Raw genomic sequence first — 23,409 nt, 5'->3', positions numbered from 1 at the left:
GACCCGTCGAAGCCCCAGATCGGGAGCTCGGCACCCTTCGCGTCGTCGGCCAGGATCTTCGTCTTCGAACGGAGCTTGGCCGTCGGCTCGGTGCCGTCGATCCAGATGTACTCAGCCTTGAAGGTCATGACTTTCCATTCTTCTCAGTGCGTGGGATGTGTAGGTCGGCGGTGAACACGCGGTCGTGTTCGCCGCCGGACGGCGGCCGAGCTGTGCCCGGGTGCGTAGGTCGTTCCCGTGGGTCCAGTCGCTGGATGCCTGAAGGGGAAAGCCAGAAGCGGGTCGAATCACGCCCCGCGGGGCCGGGCGTTGCCGGGAGGTCGCTGCGGCGCCCGGCGGAACCCACTACTTCGACCACGGCAGTGTGCTGTCGTCATCAGCTACGGCCTCTGGCCAGAAACGGTTCGATACGACATCCCGGTCACACGTCGTTCGCACCACTCGGAAGGTGGTGCAGTGACATGGCAACAGTGACATGCCTCTGCACCGGTGCAGAGGTGAACCTGCCGACGGGAGTGGTCGTAATACGAGGCGCGGAGGGGGGCCCGTCCTCCCTCCCGTCTCCGTCCGGCCGGTGACCGCACCAGCACATGCCCCGCGGCCTCTGACGGGCGCACGACGCACCACGCGCACGGCAGGCGATCGCCTCGCCTCCGGGCGAAACTCACACCAGGAGCACCGTTGACGGACACCAGCCTTCCCACCGCCAGGTTCACCTCGTACTCGCCGGCCACCGGGAAGCCGCTCGCCGAGTACCCGGTCGAGGGGCCGGAGCAGATCGCCGAGGCCGTGCACCGGGCACGGAAGGCCTCGGCTCGCTGGGCCGCTCTGCCGGCGGAACGGCGCCGCGAGCATCTGCTGCTGTGGAAACGGCTGTTGGCGGCCTCGATGGACACCGTGGTGGCGATGGTGTCCGCGGAGACGGGCAAACTGCGGGGCGACGCGGAGCTGGAGATGATCCTCGCTCTGGAGCATCTGTCCTGGGCGGCGCGCAACGCCGGCCGGGTGCTGCGCCGGCGCCGGATCCGTACGGGGCTGCTCGCCGTCAATCAGGGGGCGACACTCGTCCACCGTCCGCTGGGCGTCGTCGGTGTGATCGGGCCGTGGAACTACCCCGTCTTCACTCCGATGGGATCCATCGGATACGCCCTCGCGGCAGGCAACGCCGTGGTGTTCAAGCCCTCCGAGTACACACCCGGCACCGGCGCGCTGCTGGCGGAGCTCTTCGACGCGGCCGTGCCCGAGTACGCCGGTCTGCTCACCACCGTCACCGGTGCGGCCGCGACGGGCGAGGCGCTGGCCCGGTCCCGTGTGGACAAGGTCGCGTTCACCGGCTCGCCGGGGACCGCGCGGAAGGTGATGGCCGTGTGCGCCGAGTCGCTCACGCCGTTGCTCGCCGAGTGCGGTGGCAAGGACGCCGTGATCGTCGCCGCCGACGCGGACCTCGACGCCGCCGCCGACGCCATTGTGTGGGGTGCGATGGCCAATGCCGGCCAGACCTGCGTGGGTGTCGAACGCGTTTATGCCGTGCGGGAAGTGCACCAGGCCCTGTGTGACAAGGTCGTTGAGCGGGCCCGCGCACTTCGCCCCGGGACGGGCCCCGACGCGGCCTATGGACCGATGACCATGCCGGGTCAGGCGGCCGTGGTGGAGCGTCACGTCAACGAGGCAGTGGCATCCGGGGCACGAGCCGTTCTGGGCGGTGTGGAGCCGGTGTCGGAGGAGGGCGTCAATCCGGTCGTCCTGGTAGACGTCCCGGAACACTCGGTGGCCATGACGCAGGAGACCTTCGGGCCGACCGTCGCGATCAATGCGGTCGCCGATCTGTCCGAGGCGGTGCGGCGCGCCAACGCGTCGCGCTACGCGCTCGGGGCCTCGGTCTTCACCCGCAATCGGCGGAGCGGTGCAGAGGTGGCCTCCCAGCTGCGCTCCGGCATGGTTTCGGTCAACTCGGTCCTCAGTTTCGCCATAGTGCCCGCTCTCCCCTTCGGGGGCTCCGGAGACTCGGGCTTCGGACGCATCCACGGCGAGGACGGCCTGCGCGCCTTCACCGCGCCCCAGTCGGTCACGGTCCAGCGCTTCGCCCCGCCGGTCAATCTGACCTCCTTCACGGCCCCCGCCGCGGCGAAGGAGCGCGTCGTCTCCCTCGTCCGCAAGCTCCATGAGCGGCGCTGACGCATCGCTCGATGTGCCAGGGGCCAGGCCCGCCGAGGCCGCCGGCCTGCGCCTCAGGGCATCGGTTCGGCCGCCCCGAACTCGATCCGGACCGTCAGCCCACCCTCGGGGCGAGGCATCGCCGTCAGGCGGCCCCGGTGCACATCGGTGACGGCCCTGACGACCGCGAGACCGAGTCCGGAACCCTTCACCCGAGCGGTGCCTCGCTGGAACGGTTCGAACAGGCCCGGAAGGTGGGCAGGGTCGACGAGCGGTCCGGTGTTCTCGACCTCTACGCGAGACCACCCCATATCGGTCTCGGTGGTGATACGCACATTCCCCGCGGGACGGTTGTGCCGTACCGCATTGGTGACGAGGTTGGCGACGAGCTGCGCCAGCAGAGGTACATCACCCGCGACGGGCGCCGGTCCAAGGACCGAGTGGACGCTCACACCGGTCGCGTCCAACTCACTGCCCAGCTCCGCGAGAGCGTCCCTCACCAGTTCGGCGAGATCGGTGGGACGGTGGTGGAGGGCGCCGCTCTCTCCGCGGGCCAGTACCAACAGTGAGGCGAGCAAGCGTTCGCAGCGTTCGGTGGCTGCCAGTGCCCGACGGATGTCGGGTTCGAGCTCGGTGGGCACCCGACCGTGAGCCAGGGGGATCTCCAGGGCTGTGCGCTGGATGGTCAGGGGCGTACGTAATTCGTGTGAGGCCTGGGCGGTGAACAACCGCTGGTTGGTGAGACTGCGCTCCAGCCGGTCGAGCATGGTGTCGAAGGTGTCGGCCAGTTCCTTGACCTCGTCGTCCGGTCCGACGAGACGCAGGCGAGCGTGCAGGCTGTTCTCACTGATGTCCCGTGCCGTGCCCGTGACTTGGCCTATTCGCGACAGTGAGCGTCCCGCGATCCAGACGGCTGCCAGGACCGACAGTGCGGCGAGGGGTACGAGAATCAGCAGCGAGCGCGTCATCAGGTCGGACAGCACGTCGTCGCGGAACGCCTCAAAGCGGCTTTCCGACACGCCCGGTGCCATGGTGCCAGGGTTGCCGAAGTCCGTTGGCGGGGGCGCCACACCTGCGGTTGGCGCGGCAGCCGGGGTGGCCGCGACCGTGGCGCTGTTCTCTTCGATGATCTGCCGTGTGCTGAGCCACGACGCGACGAGCAGCAGACCACTGCCGACTGCGAAGACAGCGGCGTTCAGCAGTGCCAGGCGAGTGCGGATCCGGAGGGCCGGCCGGGTGGGGATCCGGAAGGCTGGGGTGCGGGGCCTCACAGTCGGTAGCCGAAGCCGGGCGCCGTCTCGATCAGCGGAGGATCGCCGAGTTTACGGCGCAGTTGATGCACCGTGACCTTGGCGACCGTACTCGAGGGATCGACCTCGCCGTTCCACACCGTGTCGAGAAGTTCGGCCGCCGACACCATGCCCCCGTCGGCCGCCAACAGCGCCTCCAGCACGCCGAACTCCTTCGGGGTCAGCCGCAGCAGCCTGCCGTCGCGCTCCGCGAGCCGGCGCAACGTGTCCACGCGTAGGCCACGCCGTTCCAGGACGGTCGGAACGGTTCCGGGTCCGCGCCGTCCCAGAGCGCGCAGCCGAGCCACGAGCTCCAGGTAGGAGAAGGGTTTCGCGAGGTAGTCGTCGGCACCGTGGCCCAGTCCCTCGACGATGTCTCCCAGACTGCCGGCGGCCGTCAGCATGAGGATCCGGGCGGGATGGCCTGCGACATTGAGCGCACGGCACACGGCATCACCGTGCACCATGGGCAGTTCACGGTCGAGGATGAGAACGTCGTAGTCGACGGCCGACGCCATCTCGAGGGCTTTAGCACCGTCCCCGGCGATGTCCGCGCTCATGCCCTCGGCCCGCAGTCCATCGGCGATCATCTGCCCGAGTTCTTCCTCGTCCTCGACCACCAGCACCCGCATCGCGGCTCCTCTCCTGGGCCTACCGGCCCGCTTTCGGCCGTGCCCGTCCCAGCATGGCTGAACGGGAGTTAGGAACGGGTTAGCCGGTCCCTCCACAACGCCGAACTATGCGTGTTCTGCGGTGAGTTTGCGTTGCGATCAGCAGGTCGACGACGTCCTTGCGGGGCGTCCAGCTGGTGGAGGGGCCAGTTCCCGGTCTCGATTGCAGTGCGGGCCGCCCGGTCGGCTGTGTCGTCATCGGCTTGTCTTCTCCAGGGTCCCCGCAGTTGGCCGTCGTCAGTACTACGGGCAACCGGTGCGTACCGGTTCGGTGCAGTCACGCGCTCATGACGCAGCTGTCATGCGCCCGTGCCACGAGCCGACGGCGAGTCAGCCACTCCGCATCGGTCTTGAACCCTGACTTGCCTCTCCACGTTGCCTACAGCGGTGGAGGACGTGCCGCTCGAACCGTCCGGACGCCTCCATCCCTTCTGGGCAGGCTGTCCTGCCCCCAAGCGTTGGGAAGAGATACCATGCAGCGATTGAGGCGAAGATCCCTCGCCATCTCCGCGGTTTTGGCGGCGTCGGCGTTATGGCTGGGGGGCACGCCCGCCGTCGGCGCGACCCCTTCGGAGCGGCCTGTCGAACCGGCCGCGGACCAGCGCGCGGCACCTCCGGCTTCGGACATCGTGCCGGGGCGATACATCGTTCTTCTGAAAGACAGCCGGCTACCCTCCGCGCAGGCCGCGGCGGCGACGGCGGTCGAAGACATCGCCCAGGATCTGACTGATCGGTACGGCGGAACCGTCGATCAGACCTACAGCAGGGTGGTGAGCGGCTTCTCGGCCCAGCTGAGCGAAACCGCCGCCCGGCGTCTCGCCGACGACCCGCGCGTCGACCGCGTCCAGCCGGACGCGGTGGTGTCGACTCAGGCGACGCAGCCGTACCCGGGCTGGGCACTGGACCGCATCGACCAGACCAACCTGCCGCTGAGCTCGACCTACTCCAGCGACGCCACCGGCTCCGGCGTCTCGGTGTACGTCCTTGACACCGGCGTGCGGATGACGCACAAGGACTTCGGCGGACGGGCGCGTTCGGGATACGACTTCGTCGACGGCGACGCGGACGCGACCGACTGCGACGGCCACGGCACGGCGGTCGCCGGTGTGGTGGGAAGCAGCACCTACGGCGTCGCCAAGGCCGCCGACCTCTACGCGGTGAAGGTCCTCGGCAGCAGCTGCGCGGGCCGCGAAGGCACGGTCGCCGACGTCATCGGCGGCATGGAGTGGGTGAACGCGAACGCCAAGCGTCCCGCCGTGATGAACATGAGCCTGGGAACCAACTGGGTCGACCCGGTCTGGGAGCAGGCCATCGACAACTCAGTGGCGGCCGGCATCACCGTGGTCGTGTCCGCCGGCAACGACAGCACCGACGCGTGCACCGGCTCGCCGTCGCACAACGCCAACGCGATTGTCGTGGCAGCCAGTGATGCCAATGACAAGCGGGCCGGGTTCTCCGACTTCGGAACCTGCGTCGATCTGTTCGCCCCCGGCACGTCGGTGCAGTCGGTGGCGCACACCAGCGATACCGCCAACGGCGCGGCATCCGGTACCTCGTTGTCGTCGCCGATCGTGGCCGGCGCGGCCGCGCTCTACCTTCAGGTCCACCCCACGGCCACACCCGCTCAGGTGGAGGCGGCACTCGTGGGATGCGCCACCACCGGCAAGATCACTGATGCGGGTACGGGCACACCCAACAAGCTTGTCGACGTGTCCTGTTCGCGAACGGTCTCGATGACCAATCCCGGACCGCGCAGATCCGTCGTGAAAACCAGCACCTCCTTCCAGGTGGAGGCCACCACCAGCAACACCGGCCGGTCCCTCACGTACAGCGCCGACGGGTTGCCCACGGGCCTGAGCATCAACATGTCCACCGGCCTCATTACGGGCACGCCGACTACCACGGCCGACAGGACGGTCACCGTCAGGGCGTCCGACGGCACCGGCGCGGTCGGCAGCACGTCGTTCATGTGGCGGGTCGTCGACGGCTACGGCGAGATCAAGAACCAGGGCGAGTGTCTCGACGTCTGGGCCTCGGGAACCGGCAACGGCAATCCGATCAACCGGGTGCCGTGCAACCAGACCGCCGCGCAACAGTGGACACTGCGAGGCGGACTCCTGGAAGTGTCGCCCAGCTCCGCCATGCCGGTCGGCAAGTGCGCGACCGTGGAGAACGGCGGGACCGACGACGGCTCGAAGGTCGTACTGTGGGACTGCGGCTCCGGCTCTCAGACATGGACCCCTCAGTCCAACGGCGGGCTGCGGGAGAAGAACTCCGGCAAGTGCCTGCAGATGAAGCCGAAGCAGTTGATCATCGCCACCTGCACGGGGCTGAGGGAGCAGCAGTGGTCCCTTCCGGGCGGGGAGCCGTTCGACGTCATCACCGTCACCGATCCGGGCACATTCACCGCTTCGCTCACCAAGACGGTGAGCAAGCAGATCAGGGCCGGCGCCTCACTGCCCGGGCAGACCCTCACGTACTCCGCGACGGGCCTGCCCGCCGGAATCTCGATCAGCGCGTCCACCGGCCTCATCTCCGGCAAGGCGACCGCGAAGGGCTCCGGTTCGGCGACCGTCACGGTCCGGGACGCGGGCGGGTCGGCCGGCGCGGTCACCTTCCCCTGGACCGTCTTCGACGGCGAGATCGTGACCGCGTCCGGGTGCGTCGACGTCCGCAACTCCGGTACAGCCAACGGGAGCATCGTCCACACCGTCGGCTGCAACGAGACCAAGGCGCAGATGTTCACCCTGCGGTCGGACGGCCGACTTGAGGTCCTCGGCAAGTGCCTCACAGTCAACGGAGCCGCCACTGCGGACGGAACCGGGATCGTGCTGTGGGACTGCGGCAGCGCCGCGCAGGTGTGGGCCCCGGGCGCGGGCGGCACGCTGGTCGACGCGGCCTCGGGTAAGTGCCTGACTGCACCGGGCAACTGGAGCCAGCTGACCATCACCACCTGCACCGGCGCGAACAACCAGCAGGTCAGGCTGCCGGCCCAGACCGTCCGGCACGAGGCCGAGGCCGCCGTGAACAGCCGAACCGGCACCGCCGGTGTCATCTCCTGCGCCGCGTGTTCCGGCGGCGCGCTCGTCGGGTTCGTCGGCTCCGGCACCGCCGGCACCGGGACCCTGACAGTCAACGGCGTCCTGCCGGCCGCCGGACCGGGCACCTACCGGGTCGCCATCGCCTTCACCAACGGCGATACCTCGCGGCCGCTCCAGATCAGTGTCAACGGCGGCACACCTCAGACGGTCGAGTTCGGCACGACCGGCAGCTTCTCGACACCCGGCACGAAGACCATGACCCTCAGCCTCACCGCAGGCATCAACAGGATCACCTTCTCCAACCCCTCGGATTGGGGACCCGACATCGACGCCATCACCATCGCAGGCACCGAGGCCTGACATGAGCGGACCCGAGCTCACCTGACTCGGCCGCCCTGACGAACCGCATCAGCACGGCGAAGGCCCGGACCACCCTTGGATCTAGTGGTCGTCGCAATACCCCACTTCAGGGGTGCGATGGACGGAGAGATCCGGGATGGCCGGAAGCCGCAGGGCCCGAGGCAGTTGGTCAGTGAGCGGGAGGAATACCTTCGGCTAGTGGATCAAGGGACCCCTCTACGAGGACGCCTGCCGGGTCGTCGGCATCAACTCGAAGACCGGCAGGCGATGGCGTAACGGCCGCAGCGCGGACCGCCGTCAGAAGGCGGCACCACCCATCACCGAGGTGGTGCCGCCTCACCTCGTTCCCGTGGCTGAGGGGCCGACCGGACCGTCGCGCTACCTGCATGGGCCCGGCGGCATCGGCAAGTCGATGCTGCTGCGCCGCTTCGCCGCCGAGGCGCGGGCGGCGGGGCGTGAAGTGCTGGAGGTCGACGGGCGGATCACCGAGCCCACACCTCCGAGGCCTTCGAGACGGAGGCCGGGACGGTACTCACCGGCGACCGGGTCGTCCTGCTCATTGACGCCTTCGAGCGCTGTCAGGGCCTTGAGGGCCGGCTGCGGGACAGGTTCCTGACACGACTGCCGGCGGGCGCTGGTCGTCATCGCGGGACGCGAGGCGACGGACGCGGGGTGGACCTACGATTCCGGCTGGGCCGGGCTGATGCGGACCGTGGCGCTGCGCAACCTGACCCCCGACGAAGCCACGGCTTTCCTGGACGCCCGCGGAGTGCGTCGCCTCCGACTGGCTGGTGCAGTCGGTCTACATGGGCGGAGCGGAAGACCCGTCTGATGCTGTCGGACGCCCGGCGTACCCGGCGCGCCTGATGAGGCCCCGACTCCCAACCCGCCGAACTCACCGTACTGTCCCGGCCTGAATTCGACGCCGCCGTACGCGACGCACTGCGCGCGTTGCGGCGCCCGGAGACTCTCGCGGGGAACCCGTTGGCCCGCAGCAGGCTGACTGTCGAGCAGGGTGCTTCACTGCAGGACGTACTGACCCAGGCCGTACAAGCGCTGCACGAGGAGCGGAGCGGTGAGAAGTACCACCGTGCGGTGGCGACGACCTACCTGCTTGGCAGGACCACTCAGGAAGCGGCCGCAGTACGGCTGGGGCTCCCGTTCGGTACATACCGCAGGCATCTGGTCAGCGGGGTCGAGCGGATCCTGTGACGCGCTGTGGCGACAGGAGATCTACGGGGCGGACGACGACGCACAACGGTTGGCGTAGCCACCAGCCGTCTTCGACCGGCAGCTGGTCCGTCAGGCGGTGGCATCCAGTACGCCGCGGCTCACCAGGGCGCTCTTGAGAGCCCTGATGGCGTAGTACGAACGGGATTTCACCGTACCCGGAGGGACCCCCAGGTGCTTCGCCGCGTCGGCCACGCTGTATCTGGAGTAGTGCATGAGCCTGATGACCTCCTCGTGCTGCGCGCTCAGTTCCCGCAGGGCGTTGCTGACGACCTGGGAGGTGAGCATCCGGTCTATCTGATCGCCGGTGGGAGTCTCCGGCCTCTCTGCCGCCGGCACCTCCGTCGGGCGTATCTGCCGTGCCCGATGGTGATCGATCACCAGGTTGCGTACGACGGTGAACACCCAGGGACGGGCTTCGTCCGCGGTCCGCAGGGTCGCCAGATGGTTCCACGCCCTCGCGGCCGCCTCCTGGACGATGTCCTCCGCCTGGTGCCAGTCACCTCCCAGGAGCCGGGACGCGTACCGCAGCAGATCCGCGCCGTGCCGTTCGTACAGGTCCCGGACGAATGTCTCGCAGTCGTAACTCGCGTGCGTCGACTGCGGCAGTGACGAGCGCGGCTCGGCGGAAGCGCCGGGGGCATCCATGGTGCGCCTCATGGCTTGGAGTCCTTGTGATCGAAGATGGAGCTGTCGCATGGCCACGCTGTGCGTGGTGTGCTCACGCTCGCCGAGAGGACTTGGCCTGAGCTTGTCGTCGGCTTGCCGCGGCGACGCAGCGGGGCGCCGCCCACGACGACGACATGTCGTGCGCACAGGCGGACCGTGGGCAGACGTCACACGGCAAGGAACCAGCAAAGGACCTTGACCAGGTTGTGGCCGTCAGGGGGCATCACACGGACGGTCCGGACCTCGAAGTCGCCTCCATGCGCCCGTACTTGTGCATGTGGGTAAGGAGAGGCATGAAGAGAAGGCCGCTGTCCGCGCTGACGCTGGTTTCGGCCACGCTGGCCTTGTGTGGGTTGGTGACGGAGTCGGCCTCCGCAAGCACACCCCGAGTCAGCGTGTATTTCTCCGCGGTCGCCTGCCAGACCGCGGGCAACATGGCAGCGCAGAAGGGTGAACTGACCGGCTTCGAATGTATCTACATGGGCATTCTGGACGGTTGTCCCGTCTACGTCCTGAGGACTTGGTGAGGGGCTGGGCGTCGTTGATCGAGGGCGGTTCACCGGAAACCGGGACTGCGGATCGTGCCGCGCGGTGAACCGATGCCCCTCTGCTCCTCGTTGAGCTACTCGGGAGCATCCACGGCGGGCCCACGAGTCCGCCGTGCTCTCTCCGAGGACCGGTCGGGGCACTGTTCCGTTTCCGACCGACCGGCATCCAGCCGTCACCTCTCGGGGCGCGAGGCGGCCGGGAAGAACTTCACCCCGCAGCGCGCCGCATCCATCCATTCATTTCGACGAGACCTCAGAGGCGTTGTGGCACATTTCAGAATGACGCATCCCCAAAGCAGGCCGACACGGAAGCGCCGCGCGGCCGCAGGAGCCGCCGCTGCCTCGGCCGCTCTGCTCTCGCTGTGCGCGCCGGCCGCGACGGCCGCGACGGCCCAGAACGCGGCGGTCACCTCGGCCGACGGTCCCAACTATGTCGCCCTCGGCGACTCCTACGCCTCGGGTGCCGGGCTGGCCGGGGTGAAGGACGAGTACTGCGACCGCACGACCGGCAGCTATTCCAGCCTCATCGCCGGGTCGTCCGTGGTCAAAGGGCTGAACCGCGCCTTCAAGGACGTCACCTGCAGCGGGGCGACCACCAGCAACTTCTGGAACTCCCAGGGCGCCAAGCCTCCCCAGGCCAATGCCCTCACCCCCAACACGAAGCTCGTCACGCTGAGCTTGGGCGGCAACGACGTCGGCTTCACGGGAATACTCAAAAAGTGCGTGGAGGGCTACTTCTCCAAGCCGAATGGCAGCCCGTGCAAGGAGTACTACACGGGCGGCAAGAATGACCTGGGCGTGCGCATCAACGACATGGAGGGTCGCATCCGCGATGTCCTCAAGGAGGTCAGGCGCCGCAGCCCGGACGCCAAGGTGATCGTTGTCGGTTACCCCGCGCTGTTCCCGGACACCGGAGTCGGGTGCAATGAAGTTCCCTTCGCCAAGGGTGACTTCACCTTCCTCCGGGACATGACGAAGAAAGTCAACCGGGCGCTGGAACGCCAGGCGGTGGCCGGCGGCGTCGGTATGTCCTTCGCGGACACATACACGCCGACCGTCGGTCACGACATGTGCCAGCCGCGCGAGCGACGGTGGTTCGAGTCCCTGAGCCCCGCACAGAACACCATGATGGCGCATCCCAACGAATACGGCCACTACGCGATGGCCATGCTGACTCACGCGAAGATTCTCAAGCCGTAGTGTCATGTCAACCCGTCGGCGCCGATCCGGCGCCGACGGGTTGGCCGTAGGTAACTCCTCGGCCGGTTGCTCCGGCAGAAGCGGCACCACGCCCTTCTGCCGGAGCAACCGGCCGACACAGTTCAGGGGCTCTGCGCGGAGAACCATCCCCCGGCTGGGGTCAGTTCGTTCCGTAGCGAGCGCTGACCTCGTGCAGAACGCTCCCGGCCGACGCCCCGAGCATGGGTCCGGCCAGCCACGCAGTCGAGCCGGAGGCGGCGGAAGTACCGGAAGCAGTCGATGTGTTGGAGACCAGCACGGTTCCGCCGACGCCGTCCGTGGCCAACCAGCCGCCGCCGGACGAGCGCCCGGTTGTCCCACAGCCCACGCGGTGCATTGCCACCCCGGCCCGCGTCACGGAGCCTCGCCGTGGCCGGCCGGTGCACAGGCGCAGAGTGGCACCGTCCGCAGCAGCCTCGCCCGCCGGGTAGCCCCAGATGCCCACCGTTCCCACGGCTCTGGGGAGTGTGTCGAAGGCGACCGGCAGGGCTGCCCCCACTGTCTCCTCCAAAGACGTGCCACCCGCGCCCGCCGGCGGCGTGACATGCAGCACCGCGTAGTCGAAGGCGGCGCCGGCTGCCCCGGCCGCGGTGCCTTCGGACCGCCATTCGCCGGGGGTGGCCGCCCAGTCGGCCCACCACTGCCCGAACGGCGCCGGCCGCGCGCCGGAGGCGGACAAGCGCGCGTCAGTGGGCACCGCCCGCTCGTTGAAGGACGGGACGAAGCTGATGTTGCGGAACCAGCCGCCCTCCTTCCCGGCGTGCAGACAGTGCGCCGCGGTCCACACGAGACTCGAGCGGCCCGGACGTGCCGGGTCCCGGACCACCGTGCCGGAGCAGGCCGACGGGCCCCGAGGAGTGTCGAAGAAGATCTTGCCCACAGCAGGCGCGGTGCGGCGATGAGGGACAGGGACGGTTTCGGTGCCGGTCGGCTCCGGTGCGCGGTCGGCATCGCCCGCCGCTTCCGCGTTTTCCACCGGCGCCTCCTTGACCGGGTCGCGGGCCGCCCTCATCCGCTCCGGGCTCCACAGACCGTCGATGACGGGATTCCAGAAGCTGCCCGGGTCCCGGGGCCAGGTGTCGGCGCTCCAGTCCTGCCATCCGCCGTTGCGCCACTCGTGGAGCCGAGCCCCGCTCGGCCCGATGCCGTCCTCGCCGCCGACGGTGCACGCCGAGGTCATCACGATCGTCGCCAGCAGGACTCCGATACGACCGCGCCGCTGCCGTGGCAGGACTTTGCTCGCTGTCATGGGCTTCACGGCACAAATCTCCTCATACAGGTGGGACGATCCCGCTTCCTCGCGTTCGTCCGTTGATTGCTACGGCGAGCCTCGAACTCGGGTTCACCCTGTCTTCCGGCTGCCGCCGGACTTCGCCGTCCCCGGAGCGAACCGGCTGCGAAAAGTGGACGTAGTGCCCTGTACAGCGCCTGCTGCCAGCCCACTGAGGCGGAATGTGAAGCATGTGGAAGATCCGCAACAGCCTCGGTAGGCAATCACTTCTCTCCGAATCCGGAAGCCGTGGGGACATATGCAAGCAAATCGCGCAACTGTCATCGCCGGACGCACCGGTGGAGGTCTCGCCGATGCCGTTTTCGACAGGGCGATCCGCCAGCCAGAATTCATTCAGTTCTCACGAAGAGCGGGTCACGGCTGGATCGACACGACATCGGCCCGGTTCGCGAAAGATGTCAGGGCACTGTCCAGAGGCCTTTTGGCCCGTGACATCGCCGCCGGAGACCGAGTGGGCATCATGTCGGCGAACCGTTATGAGTGGACTCTTTTCGACTACGCATTGTGGACCATCGGCGCCGTGTCCGTCCCATTGCACCACGCCGCCTCCGCCGAACAGGTTGTGCAGGTGCTTTCCGAGACCAAAGCTGTGGCATGCGTGGTTGAGAACGAGGAGCACCTCATAAAGGTTGGCGTGTCAATGCGTCACCTTCCGGCGCTCCGTGACATCTGGCAGCTCGACAAGGGGATCGTCGACCGGCTCGTGCACGAAGGCCAACAGGTGGACGTCCGGCGTGTGGAGGAGCGGCGCCGCTCGGTCGGCCCGAGCACACCGGCCACGATCGTGTACACGGCGGGTACGACCGGCGAGCCCAAAGACTGCCTGATCACGCATGGAAACCTGGCGGCGCAGGCGGACGCGATCATGGCTCACGCTCGGGAGATCATCCAGGTTCCGCCCAGGGGCCGGACGGCGTCAACGCTCCTTTCCCTCCCGCTTTCGCACATCTTCGGACGCACGGTGCAAGTCTGCGCGGTCCGGCACGGCGTGCAGCTGGCCCACAGCTCGTCCATCAAGCTGTCGACGCTGCTGAACGACCTGCGGTCATTTCGCCCGACATTCCAGCTGGCCGTCCCCGAGGTCTACGAGAGCATTTATCGAAGAGCTCAGCAGGCCGCTGTGGGACAGATTCGGAAAAGAATATTTCTGCACGCCGTCAGGGCCGCCAGAGATTACGCCCTCGCATACGAGAGATACACCTTCAGTGGCGGCCCCCACCCCTCCGCCCGGCTTCGGGTGCGCCGCGGTTTCTACGACGTGCTCGTATACAGAAAGATCCGTCGATCACTCGGTGGCCGTATGCGGCATTCCATATCCGGAGGCTCCGCCCTCAGGCGGGACATCGGCCTTTTCTTCTTCGGTGCCGGCATCGCCGTACACGAGGGATACGGACTCACCGAATCCTGTGCCGGCGTAGCATGCAACCCGCCCGGCCGCATCAAGTTCGGCACAGTCGGGCAAGCAGTCGACGGCGTCGAAATGCGCATTGCGCAGGACGGCGAAATCATGTTGCGGGGCCCACAGATCTCCTCGGGAAGCCCGGTCGCTTCGCCGCCGGAGTCAGACGGCTGGTTGCACACCGGCGATCTGGGCCGCTTGGACCGTGACGGCTATCTGCACATCACCGGCCGCACGGAGGTGGTGACCGTGACAAGTGGTGGTCTGCGGGTGTCCCCGGAACCGCTCGAGGAACGGGTACGAGCCCACGCGTTTGTCGCCCAGTGCCTGTTGGTCGGTCACGGACGCCCCTATCTCTCGGCTCTCATCACGCTCGACTGGGAGGTTGTGGAGCGCTATTTCCCGGCCGCGCGGTTCGAACGCTCGGAGCTGATCCGGACGGATCTCATACGGCAGGTGATAGAGCGAGCGGTCGCCCTGGCGAACGACACCGTTCCCCGGGCTGAAGCCATCCGGGATTTCCGGATCCTGGCCGACACCTTCACCGTGGGCAACGGGATGCTCACCTCGGCCCTGCGAGTCAGGCGTGCCAGGGTGGTGGCGGAGTACCGCGGTGTCATCGAGGCCATGTACGCACCCTCAGGCCCCACGACGGGCCGAGCGGGGGGCACCAGTGACTGACAGGTGGCCTCAGAGGCCGGGCGGCCCGGCGTGGTTCGCGGCGCTTGTACTGCTCGCGCTGGTGCCGGCGGGAGCTGTGATCGCTTGGTCCCCGGCCGGCGAACAAGAAGGAGACAACCGTGTCAGGGCAGGCCGGGTCTGCAGTTCCACACTCTCCCCCGGCCTCGAACTCTCCTGCGGAACCCATGGGTTCGGGGATCTGCGTCAGGTGTGCCGGGCGGAGGCCACCGGCCACCGGTGCGTGCGGACACGGGCGGTGACCGTACGCAACACCGGGAGCTCCGTCGCGTATGTGACAGTCATCAGCGGTCCCCGGCAGGGCACCCGCGAGCAGGGCAGGGACCGGGCGATAGCGCCGGGGTGGTCGGCCACCCTCCGCCCCGGCACGGGAAGGCTCTTGTTCGACATCACCTTGCGTCGTACCGGAAGTGCGGCCGGACGCCTTGAAGTCACCCACGTGGATTAGGGGCTTCTGATGGATCTCCGTGGAGGAAGGAGCGGCGTCTGGTGCGTGCGATCGCAAGGCGCCGGAGCGCCCTCGTGGCGGAGCCACGTGGGCGGTTCGGCCACGCGGCGAGCGTGCCGGCCAGGCCGCGACGCCGCGGAGATCCATCAGAAGCCCCCTAGGGGGAGGGGCCGGGTGCTCAGGCACGCCGCACCGGCAGATAGACCACGCTGCTCCCTCCGTCGGCAGCGCCATCGGATGCGGCCCCGACGGCGACTTGCGGCACCGCTCCCCTCCCACTCCCCCGTGCCCGTTCCGCACCGGCCTGGCCCGCGAGAGCGCGGGCCAGCCACTCACGGGCCTCGTCCACGTCGTTCCGCTTCAGGCACGCGTAGCCGGCCCGCAGCGCGGCATGGGAAAGATCGTGGTCATCGACGAGCGGCCCCGCCGCGATGGCATGCTCGGCGACGGCTTCGACACTGCTCCCGGGCCGGGCAGCCAGCACGTGGTACGCCGCCGCGTGCACCTCATGGCTGCGCGCCCGGCTCAGGCCCGCCTTCAGCACCTCACGGACCAGTCCGCAGGAGAAGCGGTACGCCCCTGGCTCGCGGGGGGTACCGCCGGCGGACCACGCCACAAGAGCGGACTCCACGGCGACGTCCAGGGCGGAGAGTACGGCTGCCGTCGAAAGCGAGGCCATCGCCGCCAGTTCCGGCACCTCCAGTTCGTCTCCGATGACGGCCGCGATCTCCAGCACCTGCCGTGTCTCAGGAGCGAGCGCCTGCAGTCGGGCCCGGATCACGGAGGTTACGGCGGGCGGTATGACAAGGCGCGGACCCGTGCATCGAGCAGCGGGCAGACGCAGCAGTTCGGCCAGGAAGAACGCGTTGCCCCCGGTCAACCCATGCAGCGCAGCTGCTTCCGACTGCGGATCGTCGACGGTGGCGCCTGCGGCTGCACCGGGACGGGAGTCGGCAGTCGACCGGAGCAACGCGGCTATGTCCTCGGGGGTGAGCGGCCGGAGTTCGAAGTGTTCCGCGTCGCAGCGGGCGAGGTCCGCCAGTAATTCCTCGGTGCCCGGTTCACCGCCGGGATTCACAGCGCAGACGACGAGCAAGGGGGTATCCCGTACCAATGCGGCATAGGAGGCGAGTTCATTCATGACCACCGGGGAGGCCCCCTGAACATCGTCGATCAGGCACAGGACGGGGGGCTGGCCCGCGAGTTCGCTCGTAGCCGGCCTGTCGCGTTCACTCTCGGGCAGGATCCCGTGCTCGCCCTCGTATGCGGCAAGGCTGCCCAGGATCGGCGTGACGGCGGTTCCGCCTGCCGGGCGGACGGCTTGGCGCTTCTTCGGGTGGCGGACCCAGTGCACTTTGAACCCGTGTTGTTCGGCCTCGGCACCGAGTACTTCCAGCAGACGTGTCTTGCCGCTACCCGCTCCTCCGGACACCACGGCCCACCTGGTGCTGCCGGCGCGTGCGGCGGACAACAACTCGGTCAACCGGGACTGTTCGGCTTCGCGCCCTGCCAGTCGTGTCGGGCCGGGGGAAGAAGCCCGGCCGAGGGAAGAAGCCCGGCCGGGGGAAGGCGTCCGGTCGGGGGAAGGCGTCCGGTCCGTCATGTCGGAAGCCGGAGCGACGCGCACGCTCGTCCGTGCGGCGGGATGCAGGGCACCGGTGTCATGCCGAAGGATGGCCATGTGCACCCGTTGCAACGCGGGTCCGGGGTCCGTGCCCAGATCCTCCGCGAGCAGGCGGCGGACCGCGTCGAAGCGACGCAGCGCCTCACCAGCACGCCCTGCCAGATAGAGACCGCGGAGCAGGACGGCCCAGGAGGCCTCGCGCAGCGGATTCCTGCTGACTATCTCCTCGGCGACCGCAATGGACCGCGCGACTTCTCCCTCTTCCAGCAGCAGGCCGGCCTGAAGTTCCCTGGCGGACCAACGAAGCTCTGAGAGCCGGTTCATCTCACGCTGCGCGAAGAGTCTTCCGTCCGCGTCGGCGTACGGCCTGCCACGCCACAGGGAGAGAGACTTCTCCGCCTCCGCGCGAGCCTGGGCCCACTTCTTTTCCTTCGCGAGCCCATGGGCGTACTGGACGGCGTCCTCGAACAGCCCGGCGTCCCGCTGCTCGCGCGGCACGTGCAGCGCATAGCCCGCCGAGGTGTAGGTGAGCATGCCGGTCCCGGCCTCCGGGGCAACCGCCAGCGCAGAGCGGAGCCTGCTGATGTGGGCGCGCAGGGAGGACAGTGCCGCACTCGGCGGCCGTCCCTCCCACAGGTCTTGGCAGAGACGTTCCACCGATACCGGCCAGCCGTCCTCGGTGAGCAGGCGCAGCAGAAGTACCCGCCGCTGCGGCGGCCCGAGCGCCACGGGACCCGTGGGGGCGTGGACCTCCAACGTACCCAGCACGCCGAAGGACCATGTCCCGGAAGGTCGGCTGCGCGCGGCCCACCCCTGATCAGGTGCCTGCTGGCCAACTGCCCCCTGTTGCATGCCCCTTGTATCGGTATGCCCTTGCCTCCCCGGGCAGATAGTGGTCATCTGCAGTGCTCCTGTCTCGCGTGACGCCGTGCTGCTCACGCTGCCGCAGACAACTGCTCACTTTGAAGCCCGTCGGCCTGCCCAGTACTGCTCACCAAGTCCAAAGCCGGTTCCACAACCCGCACGACGGGCCCCATGACCAGCGTGAACCGCTCACCTTCGCAAGTCGTCCTGGGTTGCACCCGCGCACCTTGACCCGTCGACCCGTCGACCCATCGACCCATCGACCCATCGACCACGGAGCGATGACCGCGCCGGGAAGGCCGATCCGCCCGCACGACCCCGGAAAGGACCGATGACGCGTGTCCGTCGAACAACAAGTTTCCCAAGTCGTCTGCGTCAAAACACGGTTGACCAACCATTCCCTCAGCATCTGCCGTGCCACCACCCCCTGCACTGCGACGAACACCAACATTGCGAAGCAGGCGCCGCAGTTGACTCGCCGAACGAGGTGGACCTGCTGGGGTGTGCCCTCGACCTTCTTTCCTCTGCTTTCGGACTCGTCCGGAACATGTGTGCCGTGGGACGACCGCAGAAGCCGGACCGCTGCCCCGCGTCACCCCGCACCGCTGGTCACGCACAGCGATGAACCTCGTACGGAACACAGCCGTTTCTTGCATGACGGTCGGTGAGACCGGGCGGCTGCACTGTATCTGCCGTCCTTCACCCGGACCAGAGTCCTTCCAGCCGCAGCCATGGAGTGAACGCATCCAGTGAACCTCAACTCACCCCTGCGCACTGTCGTCGTCACCGGTGTCGGTGCCACCACCCCCCTGGGCGGGGACACCGCATCGACCTGGGAGTCACTGCTCGCCGGGCGTTCCGGCGCCACCGCCCTCCAGCAGGACTGGGCAGCCGAACTACCGGTACGTATCGCCGCGCCCGCCGCGGTCGACCCGACGTCCGTGCTTCCCGGGCACCTGGCGCGCCGACTCGACCGGGCCGCGCAGTTCGCAGTGTTAGCGGCACGGGAGGCATGGGCGGACGCCGGTTTCACAGGGAAGGCCGGTGAAACCGGCGGGTCGTTCGACGCGGGCGACGGGACCGGTCGCATCTCGGCGCCGGCTGACCCCTACCGCGTCGGCTCAGTCGTCGGCACCGGCGTCGGTGGCGTGACGACCCTCCTCAGCCAGTACGACGTACTGCGCGAGCGAGGGTCCCGCAAGGTGTCCCCCTACACGGTGCCGATGCTCATGCCGAACAGCCCGGCCGCCCACGTAGGCATGGAGGTGGACGCACGAGCCGGTGTCCACACCGTGGTCAGCGCCTGCGCGTCCGGCGCGGAGGCCATCGGCTACGGGATCGACATGATCCGTACCGGCCGCGCCGACGTGGTGGTCGCCGGCGGGACGGAAGCAGTTATCGTCCCCCTGAACCTCGCGGCGTTCGGCAACATGATGGCGATGTCGAAGAGGAACGACGATCCGCAAGGGGCCTCACGCCCCTACGACAAAGGCCGTGACGGCTTCGTGCTCGGCGAGGGCGCCGGCGTAGTCATCCTTGAGGCGGCCGAGCATGCCGCCCGCCGCGGTGCGGCCGTCTACTGCGAGGCAGTCGGGCAGGGGTTGTCCGCCGACAGCTACCACATCGCCCAGCCCGAGCCGACTGGTCGCGGCATCGCGGCGGCGCTGGAGCAACTGCTGGCCACGACCGACATCAGGCCCTCCGAGATCGCGCACCTCAACGCGCACGCCACCTCGACCCCGCAGGGCGACGTCACCGAACTCAAGGCCCTGGAGAAGGTGCTGGGAGACGACATGGGTCATGTCGCCGTCTCCGCCACCAAGTCCATGACCGGTCACCTGCTGGGCGGCGCGGGTGGTATCGAGACGGTCGCGACAGTGCTGGCCCTGCGGCACCGGACGGCGCCCCCGACCATCAACATCACCGAACTCGACGACGAGGTCGACCCCTCCCTGGTCTCCTCCCGTCCGCGTCCCCTCCCAGGCGGCAACATCGTCGCCCTCAACAACTCCTTCGGTTTCGGCGGCCACAACGTGGTCCTCGGCTTCCGCGTGACCGACGGACAATGAGCTGTCAGCGGGGCCATGTGCGTGTGTCGTACCTGACGCGCCTTGAGTCGGACCGAGTCCGGCCGGGAGGGGTGGGCGATGTTGAACCCACCACGAGTCCTCACCGTTGTGCGGAGCAGTGACGGACGAACCTCGCAGTCATCTGACTCAAGGAGCACACGGTGCAAGGAATCCGCGGGTGCACGCTCATGGCACGCTATAGGCGGCATCGCCGCCGTCACAGCCGCTCCTGAGTCCTGTCCGGTCTTACGGACGGAGGCGGGCACGCGTGGCTGAGCGGCTGCCTGCTGGCTGAGGGTTCAGGGCCTTACCGAAATCACACGTCGGAACGGTCAGAACTGATGGGTTGTGAGGCGGTATTCCGCCGCCTCACAACCCATCACGCTGCGAGGAAGCGGTCAGTCCGGGGAAGCCCGGCCCTTCGCGCGGCGCCCATGACCGACCCATGACTCGCTGCGGTTGCTCGTCCCCACAGCGATCGCCGCCCTGCCCTCACCGCACCTCGTGCCGTCGCTCACAGCGAATCCAGGTCGGTCCTCCATGAGCCATGTCAATGATCCATATCAATGAGCGACATCAACAGGGCGACATCAACCCGAAGGCGTCGCCGGACCGAAGAAATGACGGCCCCCACGACCGGCAGCGCGCTCTCAAAAGGCAGAAAAAACGGGGCCATGGATGGCCCCGACCACAGGAGTGCCGCGCCGCCGCCGGCCGGATCGGTCCTGCGGCAGCGGAAAGGAAACCACGGTGTCCGACGTAGGACGTTTGATCGCCGGCCGATACCGCGTTCTCGACCGGATCGGACGAGGCGGCATGGCCACCGTCTGGCGCGCCCACGACCATCTCCTGGCCCGCCAGGTCGCCGTCAAGAAGCTCCACGCCCAGCCGCATCTCGACGACGCCGAGCTCGCCACCCTCTTCGAGCGCGCCCGGCGCGAGGCCCGCAGCGCGGCCCGGATCAGCCACCCCAATGTCGTTGTCGTCCACGACGTCGTGGACGACGAGGGCCTGCCCACCATCATCATGGAGTACGTGCCTTCCACCACGCTCGCCGACTTGATCGAGGCACATGGCCCGGTCCCGCTCGAAGAGGTCTCCAGGATCGGCCGTGGCGTGATCGCCGCGTTACGGGCGGCGCACCAGGCCGGCATCCTGCACCGGGACGTGAAGCCGGCCAATGTGCTGCTCGCCGAGGACGGCCGGGTGGTCCTCACCGACTTCGGTATCGCCCAGGCCGCCGAGACCTCACATCTCACCCGTACCGGCCAACTTGTGGGGTCGGTCGACTTCATCGCCCCCGAACGCCTCGTCGGCGCCAGGCCGGGCCCGGAGGCCGACCTGTGGGGGCTGGGCGCAACGCTCTTCCAGGCGGTCGACGGCCGCTCACCGTTCCTCCGGGACTCGGTGACGGAGACGATGTACGCCATCGCCATGGAGCCGGTCCCCGAGGTACGAGGCGCCGGACCGCTCACCCCACTGATCCAGGGGCTGCTCGCCGGTAACCCGGCCGAGCGCCTGTCGGCCGGGGACGCCGAGCGCCTTCTTCGGCTACCGGTCGGCGAAATGGGCTCCTGTGATGGCTCGTCTGTCGCTCCGCCCGCCGCCCCTGCGGTCGCCGACGACGCTTCGACATCGACGACGCGGTTGGAGGCGGAGACGAGGTCGGAGCCCGCGTCGGAGTCGGAGCCCGCGTCGACGACGAAGACGGAGCCGGGGCGGAACTCCGGTCACGGAAGGCATGAGCCATCCGCTGCCGGGAACCCCTCGCAAGGTCCGCAGCCCGCCACGACCGACCTGCAGGCGCAGCGGCCCTCGGGCCGTTCGAAGAAGCCGGTCGTGATCGCCGCAGCGGTCGCTGCGGCGGCCCTGACCACCATCGCGTGGCTGGTCACTCCGACGCCAGAGAAGAGCGGCACCAGCGCCCCGGCATCGGACGGCCCGCTCCCGGCCGGCGACACCACACCGCAGTCCACGGACACATCCGCACCCGCGACGTCCCCTCCCCTCACGTCACGCCCCGCGAGTTCCGGCGTCACGTCGCCGACGGCGCTCACCCCATCGCGGTCGCCGTCCAAGGACCCGCAAGGGAGCCCCCAGCCGGAACCCGGAGGCGAGAACACGTCCACGGAGAGCGGATCTGACACATCGGTCCCCCCGGCCGGCCGTGCCCTGGTGGTCGCCGCCTCGGGGAAGTGCCTGAGCAGCGGCGACGGGACCGAGGGGATGCAGCTCTTCCAGGCCACGTGCGACGGCTCCGCGGCGCAGCAATGGCAGACCGGATCGGATGGAACCATGCGGTCATCGGGGAAATGCATGACCGTCGCCGGAGGGGCGACCGCCGACCGGACAGAGATCCGGCTGGCCGGCTGCGACGGCAACGCCGGCCAGCGATTCCACCTCTCCGGTACGAAACTGATGGCTGATCAGTCACAGAAGTGTGTCGACATCTTCGGGGGCGCGAGCGGAACGGGGGCGGTCCTCTGGGAATGCAACGGGCGGGACAACCAGGTCTGGGCGTTCCGCTGACCGCCTACCTCCTTCCGGGGTCCGGTTCGCCGTTGAGGGCGAACCGGATACGGGATGCGCCCGTAGCAAAGACGGCGTCGCTGTGACCCGGCCGGTTGCGCAGGCGGCGGAATCGGAGTGGTTCCGGCACTTCGCCCCGGACAAAGCAAACGGAACATGTGCCAAGGTTCCGGGTCAAGCCCCAACTGTCCATGGCGAAGGTGTAGGGCACATCCACGGCAGGCTCCTTCGTGGCCTGGCCCGAGGATGCGCCGGTCACCTGCTCGGTGCCCACCGAATCAGGCTCATCCGCCTCCGGCCCGGTGGCCGTCAGCTCGTCACCCGGTTTGATCATGCTGTCTTCGCTTCCACGGCCCGGCCGGAGCGGACCTTCGCGCGCACGGGCGCACCCTGGTACCGCAGACTTACTGCTCTTGCCGGCTACGCACCCGGGCACCATCCGGTTCATCCACTCGAAGCGGGCCGACTCCGCCCCCGTACACCGGAACCTCTGTCGCGGGAAAGGCCGGTTGGGCCGCCGGCGCGATCGCGTCGCGCAGGGCTCCCAGGTCCACGGTCATGGAAACGGGGCCGGACGGGTTGAGGTAGATCACATGTTCGTCGGGGACGAGCGGCAACACGTCCACCACTGGCATCAGTTCGTATCCGAAGCGGCCGGCGGTGTGCAGGTACGAGGGTGAAGTGAATACCGGCACCACCGAGGCGCCGTCGGGTGCGGTCGCGGACAGCGGGCGGCCGCCGGGAGCAACCAGTACGGCCACCTCGGCCTTCGCCAGAGCCTGCGGCACGGCCTCTCCCGGTCCGTAACCGGTGGCGGCGAGCTGCACCGCTTCGTCGACCTCTTCGGTGGGCTCGGGCCAGCCCAGCGCCCGCGGGGAGGGGCGGTAGTCCTCGTTGGCTCGCCACTCGTCGATTTCGCCGTCATGGCCGGACCGCCACTCGCCGTGCCTGGACGCCTACGACGGGCAAACGATCCTCGGAACGAAGGTCATCCTCTGGGACTGCAACGGCGACACCAACCAGCAGTGGAACGTGAACGCCGACGGCACCGTCAGAATCGTGAACAGCGGCCTCTGCCTGGACGCCTACGACGCGGGAACGGCCAATGGGACGAAGATGATCCTCTGGGTCTGCAACGGCGACCCCAACCAGAAGTGGACCCTGAAGTAAGCGCACAGGGCAGCCGCTGCGGCACCGTCAAAACCCATCAGTGACGCCCCTGGGCTAAGGGGTCCTGTCACTATGCCCGCCCGGGTCGCGTGGTCTGGCACCGCGCCTCGCCGCG

General features: G+C 68.5%; 15 protein-coding genes and 3 pseudogenes. 10 read left to right on the top strand and 8 right to left on the bottom strand.

The genetic code is table 11. The annotated features are described in order from the left end of the window. Positions 1–128, bottom strand: a pseudogene (locus EF387_RS44150) (glutamine synthetase); the annotation flags it as partial. A gap of 553 nt (positions 129–681) precedes the next feature. Here EF387_RS44150 and EF387_RS44145 point away from each other — a divergent pair. Further along, the gene (locus tag EF387_RS44145; protein ID WP_128382246.1) at positions 682–2,175 is read left to right on the top strand and encodes an aldehyde dehydrogenase family protein; all 1,494 of its coding nucleotides are present in this window, start codon (positions 682–684) and stop codon (positions 2,173–2,175) included. Positions 2,176–2,228: 53 nt separating this feature from the next. On the opposite strand, the gene EF387_RS44140 is transcribed toward EF387_RS44145, so the two are convergent. Continuing rightward, positions 2,229–3,425: a sensor histidine kinase gene (locus EF387_RS44140; RefSeq protein ID WP_128382245.1), complete on the bottom strand. Its 1,197-nt coding sequence runs from the start codon at positions 3,423–3,425 to the stop codon at positions 2,229–2,231. After that, positions 3,422–4,075, bottom strand: a complete 654-nt coding sequence (locus EF387_RS44135) for a response regulator transcription factor (protein WP_128382244.1) — start codon at positions 4,073–4,075, stop codon at positions 3,422–3,424. Before EF387_RS44135 ends, EF387_RS44140 begins: the two co-directional genes overlap by 4 nt. A 521-nt stretch (positions 4,076–4,596) precedes the next feature. Between EF387_RS44135 and EF387_RS44130 the strand changes: the two genes are divergently transcribed. The 3 genes and pseudogenes from EF387_RS44130 to EF387_RS44125 all read left to right on the top strand — a co-directional run bounded on the left by EF387_RS44130 (position 4,597) and on the right by EF387_RS44125 (position 8,727). After that, positions 4,597–7,515, top strand: a complete 2,919-nt coding sequence (locus EF387_RS44130) for a S8 family serine peptidase (protein WP_238432050.1) — start codon at positions 4,597–4,599, stop codon at positions 7,513–7,515. A 117-nt stretch (positions 7,516–7,632) separates the two neighbouring features. Continuing rightward, positions 7,633–7,900: pseudogene (locus EF387_RS50310) on the top strand (helix-turn-helix domain-containing protein); the annotation flags it as partial. A gap of 599 nt (positions 7,901–8,499) precedes the next feature. Beyond that, entirely contained in the window at positions 8,500–8,727 is a 228-nt protein-coding gene (locus tag EF387_RS44125; protein WP_128382242.1) for a hypothetical protein, read from the top strand. A gap of 90 nt (positions 8,728–8,817) precedes the next feature. On the opposite strand, the gene EF387_RS44120 is transcribed toward EF387_RS44125, so the two are convergent. Next, positions 8,818–9,405, bottom strand: a complete 588-nt coding sequence (locus EF387_RS44120; protein WP_128382241.1) for a sigma-70 family RNA polymerase sigma factor — start codon at positions 9,403–9,405, stop codon at positions 8,818–8,820. 302 nt (positions 9,406–9,707) lie between these two features. Between EF387_RS44120 and EF387_RS44115 the strand changes: the two genes are divergently transcribed. Then, on the top strand, positions 9,708–9,941 hold the full coding sequence (locus tag EF387_RS44115) for a hypothetical protein (protein WP_128382240.1): 234 nt from the start codon (positions 9,708–9,710) through the stop codon (positions 9,939–9,941). Between the two features lie 300 nt (positions 9,942–10,241). Then, positions 10,242–11,162: an SGNH/GDSL hydrolase family protein gene (locus EF387_RS44110; RefSeq protein WP_128382239.1), complete on the top strand. Its 921-nt coding sequence runs from the start codon at positions 10,242–10,244 to the stop codon at positions 11,160–11,162. Positions 11,163–11,322: 160 nt separating this feature from the next. Here the strand turns inward: EF387_RS44110 and EF387_RS44105 are convergent, their stop codons facing one another. Beyond that, on the bottom strand, positions 11,323–12,450 hold the full coding sequence (locus EF387_RS44105; RefSeq protein ID WP_128382238.1) for a trypsin-like serine peptidase: 1,128 nt from the start codon (positions 12,448–12,450) through the stop codon (positions 11,323–11,325). Positions 12,451–12,730: 280 nt separating this feature from the next. On the opposite strand from EF387_RS44105, the gene EF387_RS44100 reads away from it, so the two are divergent. After that, positions 12,731–14,572: an AMP-dependent synthetase/ligase gene (locus EF387_RS44100; RefSeq protein ID WP_128382237.1), complete on the top strand. Its 1,842-nt coding sequence runs from the start codon at positions 12,731–12,733 to the stop codon at positions 14,570–14,572. Between the two features lie 644 nt (positions 14,573–15,216). On the opposite strand, the gene EF387_RS44095 is transcribed toward EF387_RS44100, so the two are convergent. Further along, positions 15,217–17,430 carry an ATP-binding protein gene (locus tag EF387_RS44095; RefSeq protein WP_162467340.1) on the bottom strand — a complete coding sequence of 738 codons (2,214 nt, stop codon included), beginning with the start codon at positions 17,428–17,430 and terminating at the stop codon, positions 15,217–15,219. Between the two features lie 845 nt (positions 17,431–18,275). Here EF387_RS44095 and EF387_RS44090 point away from each other — a divergent pair. Further along, positions 18,276–19,595: a beta-ketoacyl-[acyl-carrier-protein] synthase family protein gene (locus tag EF387_RS44090; protein WP_128382235.1), complete on the top strand. Its 1,320-nt coding sequence runs from the start codon at positions 18,276–18,278 to the stop codon at positions 19,593–19,595. A 750-nt stretch (positions 19,596–20,345) separates the two neighbouring features. Continuing rightward, positions 20,346–22,124: a serine/threonine protein kinase gene (locus EF387_RS44085; protein ID WP_128382234.1), complete on the top strand. Its 1,779-nt coding sequence runs from the start codon at positions 20,346–20,348 to the stop codon at positions 22,122–22,124. Between the two features lie 4 nt (positions 22,125–22,128). Here EF387_RS44085 and EF387_RS44080 read toward each other — a convergent pair whose 3' ends face one another. Next, the gene (locus EF387_RS44080) at positions 22,129–22,458 is read right to left on the bottom strand and encodes a hypothetical protein (RefSeq protein ID WP_128382233.1); all 330 of its coding nucleotides are present in this window, start codon (positions 22,456–22,458) and stop codon (positions 22,129–22,131) included. 70 nt (positions 22,459–22,528) lie between these two features. After that, on the bottom strand, positions 22,529–23,038 hold the full coding sequence (locus tag EF387_RS44075; protein ID WP_128382232.1) for a type VII secretion system-associated protein: 510 nt from the start codon (positions 23,036–23,038) through the stop codon (positions 22,529–22,531). A 31-nt stretch (positions 23,039–23,069) separates the two neighbouring features. Between EF387_RS44075 and EF387_RS44070 the strand changes: the two are divergent. Beyond that, positions 23,070–23,294, top strand: a pseudogene (locus tag EF387_RS44070) (RICIN domain-containing protein); the annotation flags it as partial. Positions 23,295–23,409 lie beyond the last annotated feature (115 nt).

This window comes from Streptomyces cavernae (assembly GCF_004023625.1).
GTDB lineage: Bacteria > Actinomycetota > Actinomycetes > Streptomycetales > Streptomycetaceae > Streptomyces > Streptomyces cavernae.
The sequence above is the reverse complement of the archived record's forward strand: the minus strand, read 5'-3'. Positions and strand labels throughout refer to the sequence as shown.

Excerpts from the sequence above, each read along its gene's own strand:
- EF387_RS44120 (WP_128382241.1), bottom strand. The coding sequence starts at position 9,405 with ATGAGGCGCACCATGGATGCCCCCGGCGCTTCCGCCGAGCCGCGCTCG.
- EF387_RS44110 (WP_128382239.1), top strand. The coding sequence starts at position 10,242 with ATGACGCATCCCCAAAGCAGGCCGACACGGAAGCGCCGCGCGGCCGCA.
- EF387_RS44080 (WP_128382233.1), bottom strand. The coding sequence starts at position 22,458 with ATGATCAAACCGGGTGACGAGCTGACGGCCACCGGGCCGGAGGCGGAT.
- EF387_RS44135 (WP_128382244.1), bottom strand. The coding sequence starts at position 4,075 with ATGCGGGTGCTGGTGGTCGAGGACGAGGAAGAACTCGGGCAGATGATC.
- EF387_RS44100 (WP_128382237.1), top strand. The coding sequence starts at position 12,731 with ATGCAAGCAAATCGCGCAACTGTCATCGCCGGACGCACCGGTGGAGGT.
- EF387_RS44105 (WP_128382238.1), bottom strand. The coding sequence starts at position 12,450 with ATGACAGCGAGCAAAGTCCTGCCACGGCAGCGGCGCGGTCGTATCGGA.
- EF387_RS44115 (WP_128382240.1), top strand. The coding sequence starts at position 9,708 with ATGAAGAGAAGGCCGCTGTCCGCGCTGACGCTGGTTTCGGCCACGCTG.